The sequence below is a fragment of the Georgenia sp. Z2081 genome (assembly GCF_055326445.1).
The window spans coordinates 12,894-34,027 of the sequence record NZ_JBUZNK010000006.1 but is presented as its reverse complement, the minus strand read 5'-3'; the positions used below and the strand labels follow the sequence as shown (position 1 = coordinate 34,027).

The window sequence follows — 21,134 nt, the reverse complement described above, 5'->3', positions numbered from 1 at the left end:
CGATGACTGAGATTCTTCTTGGCTTCGAGACTGCATTCACAGCGACGAACCTTCTCTACTGCCTCATCGGCGTTACGCTCGGCACCGTCATTGGTATGCTCCCCGGCCTCGGCTCCGCTTCGGGAGTCGGTCTGCTCCTTCCGCTGACCTTCGGCCTCGAGCCGGTGACAGCGATCATCATGCTGGCCGGGATCTATTACGGCGCCCAGTACGGCGGGACGATCTCATCGGTCCTGATCGGAGCACCGGGCGAGGCCGCCACGGCCGTCACGGTTCTCGAGGGACACCAGATGGCCCGACGCGGACGAGCCGGCCAGGCCCTGGCGATCGCGGCCATCGCCTCGTTCGTCGCCGGCGTGCTGAGCCTTGTCGTGGTCATGTTCGTCTCACCGTTGCTCGCCAACGTCGCACTGCAGTTCGGCCCCCCCGAGATGGTGGCAGTCATCCTGCTGGCGTTGGTCGCCACCGTCGGGTTCACCGCTGGAGGGCGAACCAAGGGTCTGCTCTGCCTCGGTCTGGGTCTGGTCGTCGCGACCGTGGGCATCGACCCCGTGCTGGGGACAGAACGATTCACGTTCGGCCGCATCGAGCTGCTTGGCGGCCTGGGGTTCATCGAGGTCGTGATCGGGGTGTTCGCGATCGCGGAGATTCTCCGTAACGTGTCCGCCCGCCACTCCCCGCAGGTCGCTCGCCCGAGCTGGGGCGAGATGATGCTGTCCAAGAACGACCTCAAGGTCAGCACGGCCCCCATCGTGCGAGGATCCGGCATCGGCACCGTCATGGGAGTTGTACCCGGCGCCGGCTCGACCCTCGCGTCGTTCGCGAGCTACGGCGTCGAGCGAACCGTCGCGAAGGGGAAGGGCTTCGGGAAGGGAGCCATCCAGGGTGTGGCCGGTCCGGAAGCGGCGAACAACGCCGGCGCCAACGGATCGTTCATCCCCACGCTATCGCTCGGGATCCCCGGCTCGGCGACGACGGCAGTCCTGCTCGGCGCGCTCACGCTTCATGGAATCCAGCCCGGACCACTTCTCATCGAGCAGCAGCCTGTCCTCGTGTGGGGCGTGCTCGCCTCGTTCCTCATCGGTAACGCGATCCTGCTCATTCTGAACCTGCCGCTCGCACCGCTGTTCGCCTCGGTTCTCACGGTGCCTTACAAGCGCCTGTATCCCGTAATCCTGGCGGTCTGCATCATCGGCGCGTATGCAGTCGAGAACTCCATGACCGGCGTGTGGGTCGCCGTGGCGTTCGGCATTGTCGGCTACTTCCTTCAGAAGTACGACTACCCCCTACTGCCGTTGATCCTCGGCCTGATCCTTGGACCGATGCTTGAGCAGGGGCTCGCACAGTCGGTGCAGATGGGTGGGGGCTCCTACGCCATCTTCGCGGACCGTCCGCTCGCGCTCGTGTTCCTCGCTCTCACTGCGCTCGCCCTCGTCCTGCCGCCCGTGGTGCGCGGGATCCGGTCCCGGCGCACCAGGTCCGCAGACAAGCTCGTGAGCAGGTAGGGCCCGTGCGCTGAGGACCACCGAGATCACGTTGAACGACCGCAGAACACATATCTCTGACGACGAAGACATTCACACGATTGGCGAGGAAGACTGTAATGACACGGAACTTGCGGGGAATCACCATGCCGGCCTCGATCGGCGCCCTTGCGCTGGTGCTGGCAGCCTGCTCCGGGGGAGACGCCGATAGCGGTGAGACCTCGGACGGGGAGTGGTCACCTGAGCAGGACGTCAGTTTCATCGTGCCGGCCAATGCCGGCGGCGGTCAGGACATCTTCGCTCGGTCGATGGCCGACTCCTTCTCGCAGACCGACGACGACGTCACCGTCGTGGTGGAGAACAGACCCGGTGGATCGAGCGCGACAGGTTCGTCCTACGTGCAGCAGCAGGAGGGCGATCCTCACTTCCTCCTGACCGCCACGATCTCGACGTTGTCCCTGCCTATCACCACGGACGTCAGCTACACCTGGGAGAGTTTCACGCCGATCGCCATGGTCGGGACGGATGTCTCGATCGCGGTGGTTCGAGCAGACTCGGGGTGGGACTCCCTCGAAGGGGTGATCGACGACTCGAGCGAGGTCCGCGCTGGTGTTGCAGGGCAGGACGGGCCGGACTCCGTGACCCTGGACGTGCTCATCGGTGAGACGGGCTCCGAGTTCGACCGCGTCGTCTTCCAGTCGGGAGCCGAGATCGTGACCGCGATCCTGGCGGGAAACATCGAGATGGCGGTCGTCAATCCCAACGAGGTTGCCGGCCAGCTGGAGAGCGGGGACCTCGTTGCGGTGGCGGTGTTCGCCGACGAGCGGTACCCGGAGGACAGCGCGCTGGGCGACATCCCCACGGCGGTGGAGCAGGGGTACGACGTCTCGGTGAGCCAGCTGCGCGGCGTCCTCGCCCCGGCCGGCATCACCGAGGAGCAGCGCGCCTACTGGGAGGACATGGTCGAGGCGTACACGGAGTCCGAGGCCTACGACTCCTACATCGAGTCGTCGCTGCTCCAGCCGGAGTTCCTCACGGGCGATGAGTTCGAGAGCTACCTCGGCGAGCAGGTCGAGCTCCTGGAGGGCGTCCTCGCCGAATGAGTCATCGATCGAGCATGTCACTAGGTATCTAAGGAGAGTTCATGGTTGAGATCGTTGCCGCCCGAAGCTGGATCCTGCGCATCCCCCTTCCCGGTGACCACGTCGTCGGTGACGAGAACAACTGCAATGTCGCTGGTGTCACCCTCGAGACCGCCGACGGTCACATCGGACGCGGTTTCGGCTTCACCGTGGAGTGGGACGGCAGCGAGGCCATCCGCAGCATCATCGACATGGTGCTCCTTCCGGCCGTGATCGGCCGGAGCAGCCACGACGTCGCGGACATCTGGAACACGAGCATGCTCAGGATCGACCGTGTCCGGCGTGGCCTCGCGTCGATCGCGATCGGCGCGGTCGACATGGCCCTGTGGGACCTGGCCGCTGTCGAACGTGGCATTTCGCTGGCCGACCACGTCGGCAAGGTGCGCGCCTCTGTCCCCGCCTACTCGAGCGGGCAGTTCGCACCGACACTCCCGATGGAGAAGGTCATCGAGAATGTCCACAAGCAGATGGAGATGGGACTGACGGCGGTCAAGCTCCGCGTGGGGATGGACCCGGAGAAGGACCTCAGCCGCGTCTCCGCGCTGCGGTCCGAGTTCGGCGACGCGTTGCGCATCATGTGCGACGCCAATCAGCGCCTCGTCCTGCCCGAGGCGATCTGGCTCGGTCGGCGTCTCGCTGACCTCGGCGTGTACTGGTTCGAGGAGCCCATGCCCGCCCGGGACGTCGATGGCCACGTTGCCCTCGCCAAGGCCATCGACGTGCCGATCGCCGTCGGCGAGCACCTCCAGAGCGCCGGCGAGTTCAAGGAGTACGCCCGGCGCGGCGCTGCCCACCTCCTCCAGCCCGACGTCGGACAGCTCGCCGGCCCGACGGAGTTCTTCCAGATCTCGGAGATGGCTCGGTCCGAGGGCGTCGCGCTCGCGCCCCACTTCCTGCCCGAGATCCACATCCACCTCATGGCGGCCTACCCCAATGCCGCCTACCTCGAGCAGTTCCCGTGGGTCGACAAGTGGCTCGTCAGCCCGCTGCAGTTCGAGAACGGCCACGCGCTCATTCCCGACACCGTCGGCCATGGCTTCGAGCTGGTGCCCGACGCGATCGAGCAGTTCCTCGTCGCAGGGCGGTGGGACTGATGACCGCAGGTCTGGTCCTCGTCGGTCAGGACCAGTTCCGACGTTCGCTCGTCGAGGACGCCCTTGAGGAGGCGGGCCTCGAGCGGGCGATGCTCGGTGAGCCCGGTGAGGCGGCCGATCAGCTGCTTGAGCGTGCGGTCGCGCTTATCGTCCCACCCGAGCGCCTGCTGTCGGTGGACGAGCTGGAGCGTGCGCGCGAGCTGCGCGCCGTGGTCAGCCCCGTGATCGGCACAGACCACCTGCCGCTCAAGGCCCTGGCACACCGCGGTATCGCGGTGGCCCACGGGGCGGCGCCTGAGAACTATGTCGGGATGGCCGAGGCCGCTGTGGCGCTGACGCTGTCGATCGTTCACCGCATCAAGGCCAAGGAGGCGAACCTTCTTGCCGGTGCGGAACGTCTGATCGACGTCGGTGGACTCCTCGGCACCCGGACCGTCGGTCTCGTGGGGCTCGGCCGAATCGGACGTGCCGTCGCCGAGCGGCTTGCCGCGTTCGGCTGCCGGCTCGTGGGCTCGGACCCGCAGGTGGGCGAGCTGTCCGGCGTCGAGGTGGTGCCGCTCGAGCAGCTGTTGCGCGAGTCCGACGTCGTGTGCGTCCAGGTACCGCTGACGAACAGCACCCGGGCGCTGCTCGACTCGGCGGCGTTCGAGGTGATCAAGTCCGGTGCATTCCTGGTCAACGTCGGGCGCGGCGGGGTGGTGGACGAGATCGCGCTCGCCGAGGCTCTCGATCGTGGACAGGTGGCCGGCGCGGCCGTCGACGTCTGGTCCGAAGAGCCGCCCCCGCCTGACCACCCATTGCTTCGCCGGCCCGACGTCATCGCGACCCCGCACAACGCGGGGCACAGCAACGAGGCCTACGACGGGCTCGCCCTGCTCGCGGTGGACCAGGTGAAGCGCCTGCTCGACGGCCGGGACGCGGTCTATCCCGTCGAGTTGCCCTCGTAAAGCCCACGACTCGGTTCATGCCTCGACGAAAGGCTGTGGTACGTGATGACGATCGGAGACACGACGGAGGAGCTTGCTGTCGTTGAGAAGAGCGGCCACGCGATCGCGTTCCACGACGTGTCCGACGGGTCGCTGCTGGGCCGCGTCGAACTCGGCGCGTACCCGCACGAGATGGTGATCGACGCCGGCCGGAAATACGCGTACGTCGCTCACTACGGCGTCCGGATGTCGGGCGACGCCGGAGCGGGTGGGACGCGCGTGTTCGTCGTCGACCTAGCGGCGAGGAGGCTCGAGCGAACCATCGAGCTGAGCCCGTTCAATCGACTTCACGGAATCGCGATCGACGATCACGACCGCCTCTATGTCCTCAGCGAGGAGAAGGCGATTCTGCTGCGGATCGACGACCCCGCGACGGCCGGGGCACCCTCCGGCGCTGTGGCGACGGGCGGGATCAAGACCCACATGGTGGTGATCAACCGCGCGGGAACCCGGGCCTACGTCACGGGACTGCTCTCGGGGACAGTGAGCGCTGTCGACCCGCACGACGCCTCCGCGCCGCCTCTCGTCGCGGCGCCGGGGCCGCTCCCGGAGAGCTGCGCCCTGAGCAGGGACGAGAAGCAGCTCTATGTGGGGGTTCGCGGCGCCAAGTCGCTGGTCCGGCTCGACGCCGAGACTATGCGGGAGGAGAAGCGGGTGGCCGTGAAGGGAGACCCGCTGCGGGTCTACGTCGTGCCTGGCGACCGCGCGCTCCTGACGACCGACATCGAGAATCGCACTGTCACGCGTTACGACACCGATCTTCGAGAGGTTGACGCCCTGCAGTTCGACGCCATCCCGGCGGGCATCTCGTTCCATCGATCAGAGCCGATCGCCTTCGTGACACTGCTCGACAGGAACCAGGTCGCGATTGTCGACCTCGAGACACTCGCAACCCTGCGGACCATCGCTACAGGCTCGGAGCCGGACGTCACCGCGCTGATCTGACCACCACTGAACGACCGCCCCCTCCCAGCACCAGCCCACCCACAACCGTCGCGACGGCGCGGCGTACCAGGAGGTAGACACATGACGATTCAGTACACGGTCCGTGCCCGAAATCGCAGGCGGACCATTACGCTCGCTGCCGCGAGCACGACCGCACTTCTCCTCGCCGCCTGCACCGGCTCGGACGGAGACGACGACGCGGGCGGGACGGGCGAACAGATCACGCTGCGGTATGCCTTCTACGCCCCACAGGCCTCGTTCCCCGGGGTCCAGATGGACGAGTGGGCGTCCCTGCTCGAAGAGCGGACCGACGGTGCGGTGACGGTCGAGACGTTCGCCGGCGGCACGCTCCTGGCAACAGGCGATATCTACGATGGCATCAACGAGGGCGTCGTCGACGTCGGGCTCGACAGCCCGCACAACGACGCCAGCCGCTTTCCGTTCAGCTCCGTGATGAACCTGCCGCTGGGGATCCCGAACTCTCAGGTAGCCAGCGCCGTGTTCCTCGACCTGATCGAGGAGTTCGATCCCTCCGAGTTCGACGGGTTTCACGTGGTGACCGCGTTCACAACTGAACCGGCCTACGTCCTCACCACGACCGAGGTGACGGGGTCGGACGACGTCGCCGGGCTGGAACTACGTGCGCCTGGTCCGTTCGTCCGCATGGCCGAGGAACTGGGGATCACCCCTGTCAGCCTGCCTGCGCCGGAGCTGGCCCAGGGCCTCCAGACGAACCTGCTCCAGGGATCGCTGTCCTCTCGCGACGTCCTGCAGGACCTCGGTCTGGGGGAGTTCCTCAACTACATGGTCGACTACCCGCTCGGCATCGGCGGCACGTTTGTTGCCCTCATGGACGAGGAACACTACGAGGGGCTCCCCGAGGACGTCCGGACCGAGATCGACACCCTCGTCGAGGAGATGTCGGTGTTCGCCAGCGAGTACCACGACGACGTCAACGTGGCGCAGTCGGTCGAGTGGACCGAGACTGAGCACAGTTTCCAGATCACGGAGCTGAGCGAGGTCGACCGCGCGGAATGGGACCAGATCATGAGCGAGCTCGCTGACGAGTGGGTGGAGGCCAACAGCGGCGCCGACTTCGACTCGCAGGAGGTCCTCGATCGGACTCGTGAGCTGATCGAGGAGCACTCGGGGGGCGAGGGCTGACGTAGGACGGTGGAGCCTCGCGCTCGTCAGCCGGCAGTGCAGATCGCGGTGATCTCGGCCGTAATGGTGATCGGGGGAGGACGGATCTCGAGGGCAGGCCGGCCCCGACGCGCGGGCTCACCTCGTCGGGGCCGGGTCCGGTCTCGTCGGCGGTCCCGCCCAGGCGCAGTCCCGCGAACCTCGGGTGCCAGCGGTAGATCGCCTCGTAGTGGACGGACTCGCGCACGCGGGCGGCGTAGCGCACGGAGTTGACGGCCACGCCGTCGTAGACCCAGCACGACGCGTCGCGGGTGAACAGGTGGTTGGGTAGCGGCCCGAGGATGAGTGCCTCCGGCCCGCGCACGTGCAGCGGGATGGTGTCGACGCCGCCGAGCCGGTCCGCGACTTCTCGGCCCGTGAGGCCGGCGACGAGCACGCCGGCGAGCTCGGCGTCGTCCAGGGCACGGGAGTCCGCTGCACCGAGGCGGTGAGGGAGGACACCATTCGCGCCGGCAGCACGAGGCCGGCACTGCCTCCGTCCGGACGCAAGACGAATCCGGACGCCCCGACGGCTCCCGTACCCTCGCTCCGGTGACCTCCCAGACCCCACCCCCGGCGCACGAGCCCGCACAGGCCCGCGACACCGCATCCTTCCCGAGCCCGACCATCACCCCCGGCACCACCGCCGTCATCACCGGCGGCGCGCGCGGCATCGGCGCCACGTTCGTCGAGGCGTTCGCGGCAGCAGGGGCGCGCGTCGTCATCGCCGGCCACCGCGAGCCGGGACCGGAGCTCGCGGCCCGCCTCACCGCCGAGGGCCACGAAGTCACGTTCCACCCCACCGACGTCGGCTCCCCGGACTCCGTCGCCGACCTCGCCGCCCACTGCGAGAAGCACCTCGGCCACGTCGACGTCCTGCTCAACAACGCCAGCTACTACATGGGCATCGGCTCGAAGAAGTCGTTCGACGACATCACGCTGGAGGAGTGGGACCAGGTCCTGCGGGTCAACGCCACCGGCACCTGGCTGACCATCAAGGCCCTCCACCCGCTCCTGCGCGCGAGCGGCCGCGGCCGGATCATCAACATCGGCTCCACCACCGTCCACGGCGTCCCCTTCAACGCCCACTACGTGGCCTCCAAGGGCGCCGTCCACGCCATCACCCGTTCGCTGGCCAAAGAGCTCGGCGACGACGGCATCACCGTCAATGTCGTCGTCCCCGGCCTGGTGGAGTCGGAGGCGACCCTGGCCGTCAACGACCCCGGCTACCTGCCCAAGGTCGTCGCCCAGCGCGCCATCAAGCGCTCCGAGGTTCCCGAGGACCTCGTCGGTGCCGCGATGTTCCTCGCATCGGAGTCCGCGGGCTTCATCACCGGGCAGAGCCTCATCGTCGACGGCGGCATCGCCTTCAGCTGACCGGTGACGAGCGACATCGCGGCCTCAGCGCTCATCGCAGGCGGCTGGAGTCCCTGAGTCGCCCGTCGCGCCGGCGCCCGCACCCGCGCAGCTGTGGCGGGAGGGGCGGCACATGATGGGCGGCGCATCAGTTCCCGTGCGCCACGCCACCCCGAACATCTCCGTTATATCGATACCTCCCGCGGAGCAACTATCGGCTGCCGCCAGTGACATCTGATCGCGACTGCCGCCGGTGACATCGATCGCGACCTCGCTCGGCCCCACCGCAACCCGCCACCCCTCCGTCTCACGGTGTGAGCAGACGCGGACAGGGGGAATGGAGTGGTCCACCTCGCGCGTTACGGTCCATCGGTTGCCTGATCAGCCGGCCGGCCCGCAGAGGCCGCGGCCTAGGGGCGCCACGTCGAAGGGAGAGCACGTGACGACGCCACGTCATCTGGACCACATCGTGGTCACGACGCCGGATCTCGCCGCCACAGTCGAGGCCGTCGAGCGCGCCACCGGCGTCGCGTCCGAGCCCGGCGGCGCCCACCCGCGCTTCGGCACCACGAACTACCTCGTCTCCTTCGGCGGGGACACCTACCTCGAGCTGCTCGGCATCGACCACGCCAACACCGAGGTCACCTCCGGCCGCCCGTTCCGGCTCGACGACGTCACCACCACCTCAGTCTCGACCTGGGCGATCCACCCCGGCGACCTCGAGGCCGCACGCACCCGCGCGACCGACGCCGGCACCGACCCCGGCGCCCCCTACGACGGCGCACGCCGCACCGAGGCCGGCGAGCTCCTCCAGTGGCAGCTGACCAGCCCGCTGGCCGAGCCCACCGGGCTCGTGCCGTTCCTCATCGACTGGGGGAGCACCACCTCGCCCGCCGCCAGCACGGCCGCTCGCCTCGAGCTCGTCTCCTTCACCGCGAGCCACCCCGAGCCCGGGCCGTACCAGCGCGTGCTGACCGCCCTGGGCACCGACCTCGAGGTCACGACGGGGGAGACCGGGCTCCGGCTCACCGTCCGCGGCCCCGCCGGCGAGATCACCTTCTAGGCCCCCCGGCCACGCGCGCCGCCGAGCCGGCCCGCCGCGAGCACGCCCCACGCCCACGCGCCACCGACCGCACACACCAGCAGCACCACCCACGAGAAGAGGACCATGACGGACACCATGAGGGCAGTCGTCCTGCACGAGCACGGCGAGATCGACGGCCTGACGCTCGAGGAGAACCACCCCCGCCCCGAGGTCCGTCCCGGCTTCGCGGTCGTCAAGGTCCGCGCGACCTCGCTGAACTACCACGACATCTTCACGGTCAAGGGCATGCCCGGCATCACCGTGCCGATGCCGATCGTCCCGGGCCTCGACGTGGTCGGCGAGATCGACGAGCTCGGCGAGGGCGTGACCGGCTGGGCGGCCGGCGACCGCGTGCTCGTCAACCCGCTGCGCGAGACCGGCGAGCTCATGGGCGAGATGGTCGACGGCGGCCTCGCCCAGTACGCCCTCGTCGCCGCCGACCAGCTCATCGCCATCCCCGAGGGCGTGAGCTTCCCGCAGGCCGCCGCCCTGCCCGTCGCCTACGGCACCGCCCACCGCATGATCGTCGGCAAGGACGCCATCAAGGCCGGCGACCGCGTGCTCGTCCTCGGCGCGTCCGGCGGCGTCGGCACCGCCAGCGTCCTCCTGGCCAAGAAGCTCGGTGCCTGGGTGGTGGCCGCCGTCGGCTCCGAGGAGAAGGCTCAGCGCATGCGCGAGCTCGGCGCCGACGACGTCATCAACTACCGCGAGCAGGACTTCTACTCGTGGACCAAGGAGCACCTCGGCAAGCCGAACCGCTTCAACAACACCACGGGCTTCGACGTCGTCGTCAACTTCACCGGCGGCGACACCTGGGCACCCACGCTCAGGAGCACCGCGCTCGGCGGGAAGATCCTCGTCTGCGGCGCCACCGCCGGCTTCGACCCGGTCGAGGACCTGCGCTACATCTGGACCTTCGAGCTGCAGATCATCGGCTCCAACGGCTTCGCCGAGCCCGACTTCGTCGCCCTCCTCGACGACGTCGCCGCCGGCCGCCTCGAGCCCGTCGTCGACGAGGTCCTCCCGCTGTCGCGGGCCGCCGAGGGGCTGGCCCGCGTGCGCGACCGCGGCGTCGTCGGGAAGGTCGTCGTCGACCCGTGGCTCGAGGACGCGCAGCAGTCCGGACCGGTCACCGGGCAGGAGTCCGCGTGAGCCCCCGCGAGCAGCTTCCGCTCCCGAGCCCCGCCGAGGTCGAGGCCGAGCTCCTGCGCAGCCCGTTCCACCGCTGGCTCGGCCTGAGGGTCACCGACGTGACGCGCGAGAGCGTCACCATCGAGGTCGAGGCCCGCGAGGAGTTCATCGCCGACGTCGACGCCGGGTACGTCCACGGCGGCATCCTCGCCACGCTGCTCGACCTCGCCGCCGACTGGGCGCTCGTCGGCGCGATCGGTACCGGCGTGCCCACGATCGACTTCTCCATCTCCTACCTGCGCGCCGCCCACCCCGGCACCCTCACCGTGACGGGGCGCGCCGTCCGTCCGGGTAGGCAGGTCAGCCACGCCGAGGCCGAGGTCCGCGACGCCGACGGGCGCCTCCTCGCCGTGGGACGCGGCTCCTTCCTCTCTTCGGCCGCCGAGCAGGCCCGCGCCGCGGCCGAGGCCCGCCGGGGGGACGCCTCACCCGACCAGGACGCCCGCGCATGACCCTGCCGTCCGACAACCTCGGGACCGCCGTCTCGACCGACCACCCGGGCGCCGAGGCGCTGGTCGAGATCCAGGGCGGCCGGGCCACGCGCTGGACGTACGCCGACCTCGAGACCGCGATCGAGGCCCAGGCCGACCGGTTCGCCGCCGACGGCCACGCCCCCGGCGCGCGCATCGCGATCCTGGGGAAGAACTCGGGCGCCTGGCTCGTCGCCTTCTACGCCGCCCAGCGCGCCGGTCTCGTGCCCGTCCCGGTCAGCCACCGCCTGCCCGCCGACGGCATCCGCTACGTGCTGGAGAACTCCGGCGCCCGCCTCCTGCTCGCCGAGGACCCGGCGGTCGTCACCGGCGTCCCCGCCGGCGTCACCCTCGCCCCGCTCGCCGGCGTCCTCGACGGCGCAGAGCCGTCAGGCCGCACCGCGCCGGTCACCCGCGCGGCCAGGCGGAGCGTCGACGTCGATGAGCCCGGCATGATCCTCTACACCTCCGGCTCGACCGGGCGGCCCAAGGGCGTCGTCCTCTCGCACGCGAGCCACCTGTGGGTCATCGGCGTCGGGATGGGCTCCGGCGGCGGCGCGGGCGGCGACCGCGCCCTCGTGGCTGCGCCGCTGTACCACATGAACGCGCTCGCGAACGTCCAGGGCGCCTTCGCCGCGGGCGGCACGGTGGTCCTGCTGGAGGCCTTCGACGCTCGCGCGTTCCTCCAGGTCACGGCTGATGAGCGCGTCACCCGGGTGACCGGCGTGCCCCCGATGTTCGCGCTGCTGCTGCGCGAGCGGGACCTCGTGGAGTCCCTCGACCTGGGCTCCGTGCGCTTCGCGTTCGTCGGCTCCGCGCCCGCCAGCGACGACCTCCTGGACGAGATCGGCGCCCTCTTTCCACGCGCCCACGTGCGCTTCGGTTACGGGACCACCGAGTCCGGCCCCGTCGCGTTCGTGGAGGACCTCGCCCGCCCGACGCCGAAGGGCAGCGTCGGGCTCGCCTCCCCGGACGTCGAGCTGCGGCTCGTCGGCGCCGACGGTGAGATCGACCCGCGCCGCGGCGTCCTCGAGATCCGGGTCCCGGCCCTGATGAGCGGCTACCACGACCGCCCCGACGTGCCGAGCCCGCTCACCGCGGACGGCTTCTACCACTCCAAGGACCTCTTCGAGGTCGACGACGACGGCTACTACTTCTTCGCCGGCCGCGAGGACGACATGTTCTCCTCCGGCGGGGAGAACGTGTACCCCCTCGCCGTCGAGCAGGTGCTTCAGGCCTACCCAGGCGTGTTGCACGCCGCCGTCGTGCCCGTCCCGGACGAGATCAAGGGCGCCAAGCCGGTCGCGTTCGTCGTCCTCACCGAGGGGGCGTCCGTGACCGAGGACGAGCTGCGCCGGCACACCCTGGACCACCTCGAGCCGTACGCCCACCCGCGGCGCGTGCACGTCATCGACGAGCTCCCGCTGTCCGGCACCAACAAGGTCGACCGGCACCTCCTCGAGCGGCTCGCGCTCGAGCGGGCGGCAGGGCCGAACGACCACGCGGGGAGCCCGGACGACCCGGCGGCCGAGCGGTTCGCGCCGAGTGCGGGCGCGAGCACGTCGGCACCCGCGGAGGGTCCCGATCTATGAGCCTCGCTCCCGACCGCGTGCGGAGCCGGCTGCGGATCCGCCGCGCCGGTGACCTGCTCCTGCCCCTCGGCGTCGTCGTCGTCCTTCTCGCCGTGCTCCAGGTCCTCGCGGTCACCGGCGCGATACCGGCCGCCTACCTGCCGCCGCCCACCGAGATCGGCGGCGAGCTCGCCGGCCTGCTCGGCGGCGCGGCCCTATGGGGGCACATCGGGTCCACCGTCACCGGATGGGCGATGTCGCTCGCGATCGCCGCCGTGCTCGGCACCGCCGTGGGGATCCTGCTCGGCTCGTCCGACTCCCTGCGCGCGCTGACCACCCCGCTCGTGGAGTTCCTGCGGCCCCTCCCGTCGATCGCGCTCATCCCGCTCGTCATCCTGCTCATCGGCGGCGGCCGCACCGGCGAGGTCTTCCTCGCCTCGTTCGCGGCGTTCTGGCAGATGCTCGTCGCCGCGATCGACTCGGTCCGCTCCGTCGACCCGGTCGCGCGCGAGACCGCGAACGCCTTCGGGCTCACCGGCCGGCAGAGGATCGCCTGGGTCTACCTGCCGTCGATGCTCCCGCAGCTCATCACCGGCGTGCGGATCGCCTCGGCCATGGCGCTCGTCATCGTGGTGACCACCGAGATCCTCATCGGCGTCCCCGGCCTCGGGCAGGGGCTCAACCTCGCCCGGTCGGGCGGCGAGCTCGCGCGGATGTACGCCTACATCGTGGTGATCGGCGTGGTCGGGCTCTCCCTCAATGCGGTCATCCGGTGGATCGGCGACCGCGCCATCTCCTGGCACCCGTCCGTGCGGAAGGAGACCCGATGAGTCGTACGACCAGGCTCAACCTCCTCAAGGTGCTCGGCGCGGTCCTGGCGCTGGTGATCTGGTGGGCGACGTCCGCGGCGTCGACCAACATCTACTACCCGCCGATGCCCGACGTCCTCACCGGGGTCGTCGACTACTGGCTGACCGGGCCGGGCACCGAGCACCTCGTGTCCTCGCTGGTCAACCTGTTCGCCGGCCTCGCGATCGCCATCGTGCTCGGGATCGTCGTCGGGCTGCTCGTGGGACAGGTGCGGCTCGTGGACAAGGCGATCTCGCCGACGTTCGAGTTCGTCCGCGCCATCCCGGCCACGGCGCTCGTCCCGTTCGCCATGGTCCTGTTCGGGCTCGGCACCGAGATGAAGACCTTCATCATCGCGCTGGGGTGCTTCTTCCCCATCCTGCTCAACGTGGTCGACGCCTGCCGAGCCCTGCCGCCCCAGTTGCACGACACCACGCGGAGCTTCAACATCCGCGGCCCGTTCCGCCAGCTCTTCGTCGTCGTGCCCGCCGTGGCTCCCCGCGCGGCGTCCGGCATCCGCGTGGCCATCCCGCTCGGCCTCATCCTCATGGTCACGTCCGAGATGACCGGCACCAACCTCGGCGTCGGCTACATCCTCACCACCGCGCAGAGCTCGTTCAACCTCAGCGCCGTCTGGGGGGCCATCGTCATCCTCGGCGTGCTCGGGGTGCTGCTCAACCTCGTCTTCGCCGCGCTCGAGCGCCGCACGCTGCGCTGGCACTACGACCAGGCCGACTGACCGCCCTCCCGCACCTCCTCCCGACCCTCGAGAAGGCACACATGCTCCGCATCGACTCGCTCACCAAGACCTACGGCGACGGCCCGACCGCCTTCCAGGCGCTCGCCGACATCACCCTGGACGTGGCCGACGGCGAGTTCCTCTCCATCGTCGGGCCCTCCGGCGCCGGCAAGACCACGCTCCTGCGCTGCCTCGCCGGCCTGCAGCCCGCGACGTCCGGCTCCGTGGAGTTCGACGGGCGGGCGGTCACCTCGGTGCCCGACGAGTTCGCCGTCGTTCTTCAGGACTACTCCCGCTCGCTGTTCCCGTGGTTCACGGTCGCGTCCAACGTCGGCCTGCCGCTCAAGGCACGCGGGGTCGGCAAGGCCGAGCGCGCCGAGCGGGTGGAGCGGGCGCTCGCGGAGGTCGGCCTGGAGGGCGTGGGCACGAAGCATCCCTGGCAGCTCTCCGGCGGCATGCAGCAGCGCGTGGCCATCGCCCGGGCGCTCGCCTACCGGCCGAAGGTGCTCATCATGGACGAGCCCTTCGCCTCCGTGGACGCCCAGACCCGCGCCGACCTCGAGGACCTCGTCCTCACGCTGCGGGCCGAGTCCGAGATGACGGTCGTCTTCGTCACCCACGACGTCGACGAGTCCGTCTACCTCTCCGACCGCGTGGCGGTGATGACGAAGTCGCCCAGCCGGATCGGGACGATCGTCGACATCGACCTGCCCGCCGAGCGCGACCAGATCCGCACCAAGGCACTGCCGAGGTTCGCCGAGCTCAGGGCGCAGGTCTTCTCCGAGATCCGCGAGCTCGTCGTCGCCCCGCAGCCCGACCCGGACTACTCGATCTGAGCCGTCCGATCCTGACCACCACCGTTCGACCAACGCACGACCCATCCAGAGAAGGACCCCTCATGACCTCACGTCCCCGGCGCCTCGCCGCCGCAGCAGCACTGGCCTCCGCCGCCTTCACCCTCGTCGCGTGCGGCGGCGGGGGAGAGGAGGTCGCCGAGAACGAGGACGGCCTCGTCGAGCTCACGGTCATGCAGATCACGACGATGGACGCAGGCCCGCTGCACCTCGGCGTGGAGCAGGGCTTCTTCGAGGAGGAGGGGCTCGACGTCACCGTCCAGATCGCCGAGGCCGGCTCCGCCATCGTCCCCTCGGTGGTCAACCAGGAGAGCCCGATCGGCTACGCGAACGTCGTCAGCGACCTCCAGGCGATCGACCAGGGCCTCGACGTCCAGTTCGTCTCCAACTGCTGCGGCACGGGCAGCGACCCCGAGGCGGACACGTCGGGGATCTTCGTCCTCCCGGACAGCGAGATCCAGACGGCCGCGGACCTCGAGGGCGCCAACATCGCCGTCAACTCGGTCAACAACCTCGGCGACCTGACGATCATCCGGGCGCTCGAGGAGCAGGGGGTCGACGGCTCCACGCTGGAGTTCACGCCGATGAACTACTCCGACATGCCGGCCGCCCTCGAGCGCGGTGACGTGGACGCGATCTGGTCCGTCGAGCCGCACCGCTCGATCTCCGAGAGCCACGGGTTCGTCAACCTCAGCTCGAACTTCGTGGAGTCGTTCCCGGACACCCAGCTCGGCTACTACATCACCTCCGGCGCCTTCGCCGAGGCCAACCCCGAGGTCGTCGCCGGCTTCCAGCGCGCGATGGACCGGGCGAACGAGTACGCCACGGACAACCCGGACGAGGTGCGGGCCACGATCGCCGAGACCCTCGACCTCGACCCGGAGCTCGTGGCCGGTGCGAACCTCGCGACCTACGTGCCGGGCCTCGACCAGGACAGCGTGCGCGCATTCGGCGAGGCCGCCGTCGAGCAGGGGATGATCTCCGAGGAGCCGGACTACGAGGAGATCTTCGTCGAGCCGCAGGAGTAGCGGGCGCGACCATCGCACAGCAGAACGGCCGAACGGGCCGGACCGTCCGATGGACGGTCCGGCCCGCTCTCGCGTCGGTGGTTGGCTCGCGCCTCAGGCGGTCACGGCCGCCTCAGCCCGGTGCTTCTCGCCGAGCGCCACGAACACGGCCGCATTGAGGTCGAAGGCGAGCTTCGCCTCGGCGACGCAGCGCTCCCGGTCGGCGTCGGAGAGGTCGGCGGCGTCCATCGCCGCGCGCCACTCGTCCTTGTAGGGCTTGGTCTTGGGGATCTCGGCGAACGTGCAGAAGGCGAGCTCGTCGGGAGTCATCCCGTAGTGGCGCTGCAGCATCCGCGCGATGATCTGGCCGCCCGAGAGGTCGCCGAGGTAGCGGGTGTAGGCGTGCGCGAGGTAGGTCGCGGCGTCGTCGATCGAGTTCAGCCGCGCCACGTAGTCGTGAGTCGCGGGGAGCACCTCGAGGTCGGCCCAGTCGGCGCCCGCGAGCGTGCGCAGGTCGGCTGCGACGGCCTGCTCGCGGAGGAGCTCGTCGCGGACGAACGCGCCGGCGACCGGGTCGTCGGCCAGACGCGCGCCCGCCTCCTCGAGGGCGGTGTAGATCGCGTGGTGCTGGCGGGCGAGGACGATGTAGGCGTCCCGGCCGAGAGCGCCACCCATGAGGTCGGTGACGAAGGTGCGGGTCTCCGCGTGCTCGTGCTCCGCGCGCGTGGCGTCCCGCAGCAGCTCGGACAGGTTGACGCTCATTCAGGCCCCGCGGGAGGTTCGAGGTTCAGCACGTTGCTGACGAAGCGTCAGCATAAGGCTTGATCGTGCCAGTGAGCGGCGACTTGCGCAAGCCTACCGTTGTGGAAATGTCGGCGTCGCGGAGGGGACTGCCGAACGCCGGGCGTGTCACGCGAGCAGCCCCGGAGCTCGACGACCGCGTCGAGGACCGGCGGACCTCATCGAGCCTCTCGCACCACCGGGCAGCTCATGCACCTGGGGCCACCCCGCCCGCGGCCGAGCTCCCCGCCCGGCACCTCGATCACCTCGATGCCGTTGGCGCGCAGGTGCGCGTTGGAGGCCGGCGCGCGGTCGTAGGTGACGGCCACGCCGGGCGCGAGGGCGAGTGCGTTGCAGCCGTCGTCCCACTGTTCGCGTGCCGCGGTGCGCGCGTCGAGGTCCGGGGTGAGGAAGCGCAGGTCGTCGTGGCCGACGATTTCGGCGAGCACGGCCTGCATGCGCTCCGGGGCGTGGTCGGTGACCGTCACGTCGCCGGCGCCGTCGGGAGTGAGGGTGAAGCTGGGCAGGTCCCCGAGCCCGCCGTAGAGCAGGAACGTGCGCTCGTCGACCATCGTCATCGCCGTGTCCAGGTGCATGAGCTCGCGCTGGCTCGGCATCGCGAGCGCGAGCACGCGGTCCGCAGACCCGGCCGCGAACATGCGGGCGGCCAGGTGCTCGACCCCCTGCGGCGTCGTGCGTTCGCTCATCCCGACCACCACGGCGCCGCCGCCGACCACGAGGACGTCTCCGCCCTCGACGTTGGCCGCCCCCTCCGCCGGGCCGGCCGCCCACCGGTGGAAGCCGCGCCCCGCCGGCCGTCCCGTCCCGACGTCGAGGCCCACCTCGCCGGGACCGGGGCCGGTCTCGTCGGCAGTCCCGCCCAGGCGCAGCCCCGCAAACCTCGGGTGCCAGCGGTAGATCGCCTCGTAGTGGACGGACTCGCGCACGCGGGCGGCGTAGCGCATGGAGTTGACGGCCACGCCGTCGTAGACCCAGCACGACGCGTCGCGGGTGAACAGGTGGTTGGGTAGCGGCCCGAGGATGAGTGCCTCCGGCCCGCGCACGTGCAGCGGGATGGTGTCGACGCCGCCGAGCCGGTCCGCGACTTCTCGGCCCGTGAGGCCGGCGACGAGCACGCCGGCGAGCTCGGCGTCGTCCGTCGAGGGAGTCCGCGTGCGCGAGCAGCGCGGGGGCGAGCGAGGGGCCGAGGTGCTCGCGGGTGAACGTCGCGTTGAGCACGTGGGCGCGGGCCTCGGGCACGGCGAGGGTCTGGGTGAGCAGGTCGGGGAGCTGGTGGACGAGCACGCCTGCGTCCTCGAGCACGCCGACGAAGGCATCGTGCTCGTCCTGGGCGCGGGAGACCCACAGCAGGTCGTCCCACAGGAGCTCGTCCATCGTGGCCGGCGTGAGCCGCTCGAGCTCCGCGCCCGGGCGGTGCACGATCACTTCCCTCAGTGGACCGATCTCGGAGCCGACGAAGGGCACGGGAGGGGTGTCGGGCACGGCGTCGTCCATGGCAGGGGAGTCTGCCGCATCGGTGGGTGCGACTCAGCCGCGACGGGCGGACTCTGCGTACGCGTCGAGGACGTCGAGGATGCCGCGGTGGGACCACACCCGGTTCCGACGCCCGCCGGTCTCCTCGGTGAGCACACCGGCTGCCGCGAGCTGGGCGATCGCTCGTTGCGCCGAGGCGTTCGGCACGCCGAGCGCGTCCTCCACGAATCTGCTGGTGACCACCGGCTGGGCCACGAGGTGGGGGAGCAGCCGCCATCCGGCCGCCTGGGGGCGCAGGCCGCCGAGGCGTTCGCGGGCGTCGTCGAGCTGGGCTGCGATGTCGTCGATCAGGCGAGCTCCGGTACTCGCCGCGAATCGCGCGGCCCGTGCGAACTGTCGCGCGATGGGAGCGGCGTCGCCCGCGCGGAAGGCCGTCAGTGCGTCGATGTAGCGGCTCGTGTTGGTCAGCAGCCCGGCCGAGAGCGGCGCTGTCGTAAGGACCGTGACGCGCAGGGCGCGCAGCATGGCTGCCACGAGCGCACGTCCGGTGCGGCCGTTGCCGTCGGTGAAGGGGTGGATCGTCTCCAGCTGCGCGTGCGCGACCGCGCACTGCAGGAGGCCCGGGAGGTCGGCCCGCGCGACGAAGGCCATGAGGTCCGCCACGGCAGCAGGGACGAGCTCGGCCTGCGGGGCGACGTGGTCCGCGCCGCGCGGGCTGATCGAGCTCGAACCCACCCAGACCAGCTGGTCGCGGAACGTGCCGGCGTCGTCGTGTGCGTTATGCCGCTCGCTGCCCAGCAGTGCGGCGTGCATCGCGAGAAGGGAGTCCACGTCGAGGCGGTCGGCGAGCGCCAGAGCAGCCTCCATCTGGCGGACGTTCCCGGCGACGAGCCGGGCGTTCGGGCTCCGCGACTCGCCGATGCCGGCCAGTGCGAGCTGGCGCGCCCCGACGGTGATGTTCTCGATCTGGGACGAGCTGGCCGACTCGGTGCGCAGGAGCACCGAGCTCATCGGACCGAGCACGCCAGGGTTCTCGCCGAGGGTGCTGGCGGCGTGCCAGTCGAGCCGGACGAGTGACGCCGTGGCCTCGTCGAGGTCCGCTGACAGGTCCGCGGGGACCAACGGCCTCCAGCCGGCGATCGGCGCGGGGATCGTCGATCGGTAGGTCCCCGAGCCGGCGCGCATCTGAGCCCGGCTGGACATGCCGTCGGTCTCGGCGAGCCAGGTGTGCTCGTCGTGACCGACAGGGGTGATCGCCAGCTCGGCGGGTGCGGGAACTGATTCCACAGTGACATCTTACTGTCAGTTACATCAGAACTGATAGTAAATGGGCGGATTGATGACGGTTTCCGGTGTGTGCGAGCTGTCCGTCGGAAGTGGGATGCCGGCGCGGCAATCGCTCGGTGACACTGACGGGTATGACGCAGCGCAAGCCGCCCGAGATGCCGACGGGCAACTGGGTGGACCAGCTGATCCGGGAGGCGCAGGAGCGCGGCGAGTTCGACAACCTGCCCGGCGCCGGCAAGCCGCTGCGGGACATCGATGAGCACGACGAGGACTGGTGGATCCGCCGCAAGCTCCGCGACGAGAACCTGCCCAACGACGCCCTGCTCCCGCCGGTGCTCGTCCTGCGCAAGGAGCTCGCCGAGCTGCCCGAGACCGTGCGCACCCTGCCGTCCGAGGAGCTCGTGCGCGAGCGCGTCTCCGAGCTCAACCTCCGCGTCGTGGAGTGGATCCGGATGCCGACCGGGCCCGTGCTGCCGGTGAGGCCCGCTGACGTCGAGGAGATCGTCCGCGGCTGGTGTGCAGCGCGTGAGCAGCCGGCGGATGGCGAGGGCGGGACGGCGGGGTCGAGGTCGGAGGAGGGCGCGGCATCGGAGCCGGGTGCTCCTTCGGGGCGGAGGCGTCGTCGTCGATGGTGGTGGCGGAGGTGATGCGCGCCCGGTGACCGACGCCCGCTGACGGACCGCCGTCGGCGGGACACCCTCGCGCGAGACCCCGAGTGGAGTGTCGAGTGGAGTGTCGAGTGGAGTGTGGAGACCTCCCCGTGCCGGCCCGGCTGCGGACGGTATGCGCGCCACTACGGTCGGGTCATGAGCTTCTCGGACTGGGGTCTACGGCAGGACCTGCGCGAGCTGTTCGACCGCGTGTACCGGCTCGAGACCAGCGTGGGCGACCTCAGTGCGGAGGTGGACCGGCTGGCCCGCACCCTCGAGAAGCTCGCCCCGCTCCTGCCGCCCGAGGAAGACGGTGAGCGAGCCCCGATCAGTGTGACCTTCGTGCCCAAGGCGAAGAGCTCGATCGACCCGTCCGTCGCGCCGGAGGACGCCCGCCTCATCCAGCTCGTCCAGATGGGTTGGCTCGACGACGCCGCCGCGCACCACCGCCGTAGCCACGGATCGACCGAGGCCGAGTCCCGTGCGTTCGTCGCGGAGCTCGCCGAGGCCCTCAAGGACGACCCGAAGTCCTGACCGGCTGAGCGTCCGATCAGACGGTGATGACGCGAAGCTCACCGAGTTCGGCGAGCGGCTCATAGTCCAGGTCTTGCGTATACACCGCAAGGTCGTTCGCGAGTGCGACCGCGGCGATCCAAAGATCGTTGACGTTGATGCGGCGTCCGCTCTCGGCCAGCAGCACCCTCATGCGGGCCCAGTGCGTGGCGGCGGCTGCATCGACGGGGAGTGCCTCGAGTGCGGCGATTCGCGTCAAGGTGGCAAGTCGTCGGGATCGGACAGTGTGATCGGGGGCGGCGAGTACCCCGGCCTCGAGCTCGGCGAGCGTGATGACGGAGACATAGCCCTCGTCGGGGAGCGACGCCGTCTCGAGCTGTCGGCCCGACTCCTGTGCGATGAACACGCTCGTGTCAAGCAGGCCGCGCACGACGCCATGCGGCATGGGCGAGGCAG

The 21,134-nt window shown here is 70.2% G+C and carries 22 protein-coding genes and 1 pseudogene; 17 read left to right on the top strand and 6 right to left on the bottom strand.

Translation table 11 applies throughout. The features are described 5' to 3' along the window. Positions 1-2 precede the first annotated feature (2 nt). The 4 genes from ACZLKG_RS09530 (at position 3) to ACZLKG_RS09515 (ending at position 4,667) form a co-directional block, all read left to right on the top strand. Positions 3-1,505, top strand: a complete 1,503-nt coding sequence (locus ACZLKG_RS09530) for a tripartite tricarboxylate transporter permease (protein WP_425710268.1) — start codon at positions 3-5, stop codon at positions 1,503-1,505. Between the two features lie 98 nt (positions 1,506-1,603). Further along, positions 1,604-2,587, top strand: a complete 984-nt coding sequence (locus ACZLKG_RS09525) for a Bug family tripartite tricarboxylate transporter substrate binding protein (protein ID WP_425710269.1) — start codon at positions 1,604-1,606, stop codon at positions 2,585-2,587. A 41-nt stretch (positions 2,588-2,628) separates the two neighbouring features. Further along, positions 2,629-3,720 carry a mandelate racemase/muconate lactonizing enzyme family protein gene (locus ACZLKG_RS09520; RefSeq protein ID WP_425710270.1) on the top strand — a complete coding sequence of 364 codons (1,092 nt, stop codon included), beginning with the start codon at positions 2,629-2,631 and terminating at the stop codon, positions 3,718-3,720. A gap of 89 nt (positions 3,721-3,809) precedes the next feature. Next, entirely contained in the window at positions 3,810-4,667 is an 858-nt protein-coding gene (locus ACZLKG_RS09515) for an NAD(P)-dependent oxidoreductase (protein WP_425710271.1), read from the top strand. Between the two features lie 15 nt (positions 4,668-4,682). On the opposite strand, the gene ACZLKG_RS09510 is transcribed toward ACZLKG_RS09515, so the two are convergent. Then, positions 4,683-4,880, bottom strand: a complete 198-nt coding sequence (locus ACZLKG_RS09510) for a hypothetical protein (protein WP_425710272.1) — start codon at positions 4,878-4,880, stop codon at positions 4,683-4,685. Between the two features lie 249 nt (positions 4,881-5,129). On the opposite strand from ACZLKG_RS09510, the gene ACZLKG_RS09505 reads away from it, so the two are divergent. Together ACZLKG_RS09505 and dctP are read left to right on the top strand one after the other, a co-directional pair. Then, a complete protein-coding gene (locus ACZLKG_RS09505; protein ID WP_425710273.1) occupies positions 5,130-5,651 on the top strand; it encodes a YncE family protein in 522 nt (173 codons plus the stop codon). An 81-nt stretch (positions 5,652-5,732) separates the two neighbouring features. Further along, entirely contained in the window at positions 5,733-6,815 is a 1,083-nt protein-coding gene (gene dctP / locus ACZLKG_RS09500) for a TRAP transporter substrate-binding protein DctP (RefSeq protein WP_425710274.1), read from the top strand. Here the strand turns inward: dctP and ACZLKG_RS09495 are convergent. Then, positions 6,697-7,443 (bottom strand): arginine deiminase family protein, encoded by a 747-nt coding sequence (locus tag ACZLKG_RS09495; RefSeq protein WP_463648592.1) that lies wholly within the window; start codon positions 7,441-7,443, stop codon positions 6,697-6,699. The two genes, dctP and ACZLKG_RS09495, sit on opposite strands and share 119 nt — an antisense overlap. On the opposite strand from ACZLKG_RS09495, the gene ACZLKG_RS09490 reads away from it, so the two are divergent. From ACZLKG_RS09490 to ACZLKG_RS09450, 9 genes are all read left to right on the top strand, one after another. Beyond that, positions 7,386-8,210, top strand: a complete 825-nt coding sequence (locus ACZLKG_RS09490) for an SDR family NAD(P)-dependent oxidoreductase (protein ID WP_425710204.1) — start codon at positions 7,386-7,388, stop codon at positions 8,208-8,210. The genes ACZLKG_RS09495 and ACZLKG_RS09490 overlap by 58 nt on opposite strands. Positions 8,211-8,628: 418 nt before the next feature. Continuing rightward, the gene (locus ACZLKG_RS09485) at positions 8,629-9,252 is read left to right on the top strand and encodes a VOC family protein (RefSeq protein ID WP_425710203.1); all 624 of its coding nucleotides are present in this window, start codon (positions 8,629-8,631) and stop codon (positions 9,250-9,252) included. 105 nt (positions 9,253-9,357) lie between these two features. After that, positions 9,358-10,425 carry a zinc-binding dehydrogenase gene (locus tag ACZLKG_RS09480; protein ID WP_425710202.1) on the top strand — a complete coding sequence of 356 codons (1,068 nt, stop codon included), beginning with the start codon at positions 9,358-9,360 and terminating at the stop codon, positions 10,423-10,425. Then, positions 10,422-10,916 (top strand): PaaI family thioesterase, encoded by a 495-nt coding sequence (locus tag ACZLKG_RS09475; RefSeq protein ID WP_425710201.1) that lies wholly within the window; start codon positions 10,422-10,424, stop codon positions 10,914-10,916. The genes ACZLKG_RS09480 and ACZLKG_RS09475 overlap by 4 nt, the downstream gene beginning before the upstream one ends. Continuing rightward, positions 10,913-12,526: a class I adenylate-forming enzyme family protein gene (locus ACZLKG_RS09470; protein ID WP_425710200.1), complete on the top strand. Its 1,614-nt coding sequence runs from the start codon at positions 10,913-10,915 to the stop codon at positions 12,524-12,526. Before ACZLKG_RS09475 ends, ACZLKG_RS09470 begins: the two co-directional genes overlap by 4 nt. Then, positions 12,523-13,335 (top strand): ABC transporter permease, encoded by an 813-nt coding sequence (locus tag ACZLKG_RS09465; RefSeq protein ID WP_463648591.1) that lies wholly within the window; start codon positions 12,523-12,525, stop codon positions 13,333-13,335. The genes ACZLKG_RS09470 and ACZLKG_RS09465 overlap by 4 nt, the downstream gene beginning before the upstream one ends. Continuing rightward, positions 13,332-14,093: an ABC transporter permease gene (locus ACZLKG_RS09460; RefSeq protein WP_463648589.1), complete on the top strand. Its 762-nt coding sequence runs from the start codon at positions 13,332-13,334 to the stop codon at positions 14,091-14,093. The genes ACZLKG_RS09465 and ACZLKG_RS09460 overlap by 4 nt, the downstream gene beginning before the upstream one ends. A 41-nt stretch (positions 14,094-14,134) precedes the next feature. Continuing rightward, a complete protein-coding gene (locus ACZLKG_RS09455; protein ID WP_425710197.1) occupies positions 14,135-14,929 on the top strand; it encodes an ABC transporter ATP-binding protein in 795 nt (264 codons plus the stop codon). 62 nt (positions 14,930-14,991) lie between these two features. Continuing rightward, positions 14,992-15,975: an ABC transporter substrate-binding protein gene (locus ACZLKG_RS09450; protein ID WP_463648588.1), complete on the top strand. Its 984-nt coding sequence runs from the start codon at positions 14,992-14,994 to the stop codon at positions 15,973-15,975. A 93-nt stretch (positions 15,976-16,068) separates the two neighbouring features. Here the strand turns inward: ACZLKG_RS09450 and ACZLKG_RS09445 are convergent, their stop codons facing one another. The 3 genes and pseudogenes from ACZLKG_RS09445 to ACZLKG_RS09435 all read right to left on the bottom strand — a co-directional run bounded on the left by ACZLKG_RS09445 (position 16,069) and on the right by ACZLKG_RS09435 (position 19,515). After that, a complete protein-coding gene (locus tag ACZLKG_RS09445; protein ID WP_463648587.1) occupies positions 16,069-16,716 on the bottom strand; it encodes a biliverdin-producing heme oxygenase in 648 nt (215 codons plus the stop codon). A gap of 197 nt (positions 16,717-16,913) precedes the next feature. Next, a pseudogene (locus tag ACZLKG_RS09440) lies at positions 16,914-18,249 on the bottom strand (arginine deiminase). A 33-nt stretch (positions 18,250-18,282) separates the two neighbouring features. Beyond that, entirely contained in the window at positions 18,283-19,515 is a 1,233-nt protein-coding gene (locus tag ACZLKG_RS09435) for a Fic family protein (RefSeq protein WP_425710193.1), read from the bottom strand. Between the two features lie 131 nt (positions 19,516-19,646). On the opposite strand from ACZLKG_RS09435, the gene ACZLKG_RS09430 reads away from it, so the two are divergent. Then, positions 19,647-20,162 carry a DnaJ family domain-containing protein gene (locus ACZLKG_RS09430; protein ID WP_425710192.1) on the top strand — a complete coding sequence of 172 codons (516 nt, stop codon included), beginning with the start codon at positions 19,647-19,649 and terminating at the stop codon, positions 20,160-20,162. Positions 20,163-20,321: 159 nt separating this feature from the next. Then, complete coding sequence (locus ACZLKG_RS09425; RefSeq protein WP_425710191.1) at positions 20,322-20,699, top strand: hypothetical protein; 378 nt, start codon at positions 20,322-20,324, stop codon at positions 20,697-20,699. A gap of 16 nt (positions 20,700-20,715) precedes the next feature. Here the strand turns inward: ACZLKG_RS09425 and ACZLKG_RS09420 are convergent, their stop codons facing one another. Further along, the gene (locus ACZLKG_RS09420) at positions 20,716-21,123 is read right to left on the bottom strand and encodes a PIN domain-containing protein (RefSeq protein ID WP_463648689.1); all 408 of its coding nucleotides are present in this window, start codon (positions 21,121-21,123) and stop codon (positions 20,716-20,718) included. Between the last annotated feature and the right edge of the window lie 11 nt (positions 21,124-21,134).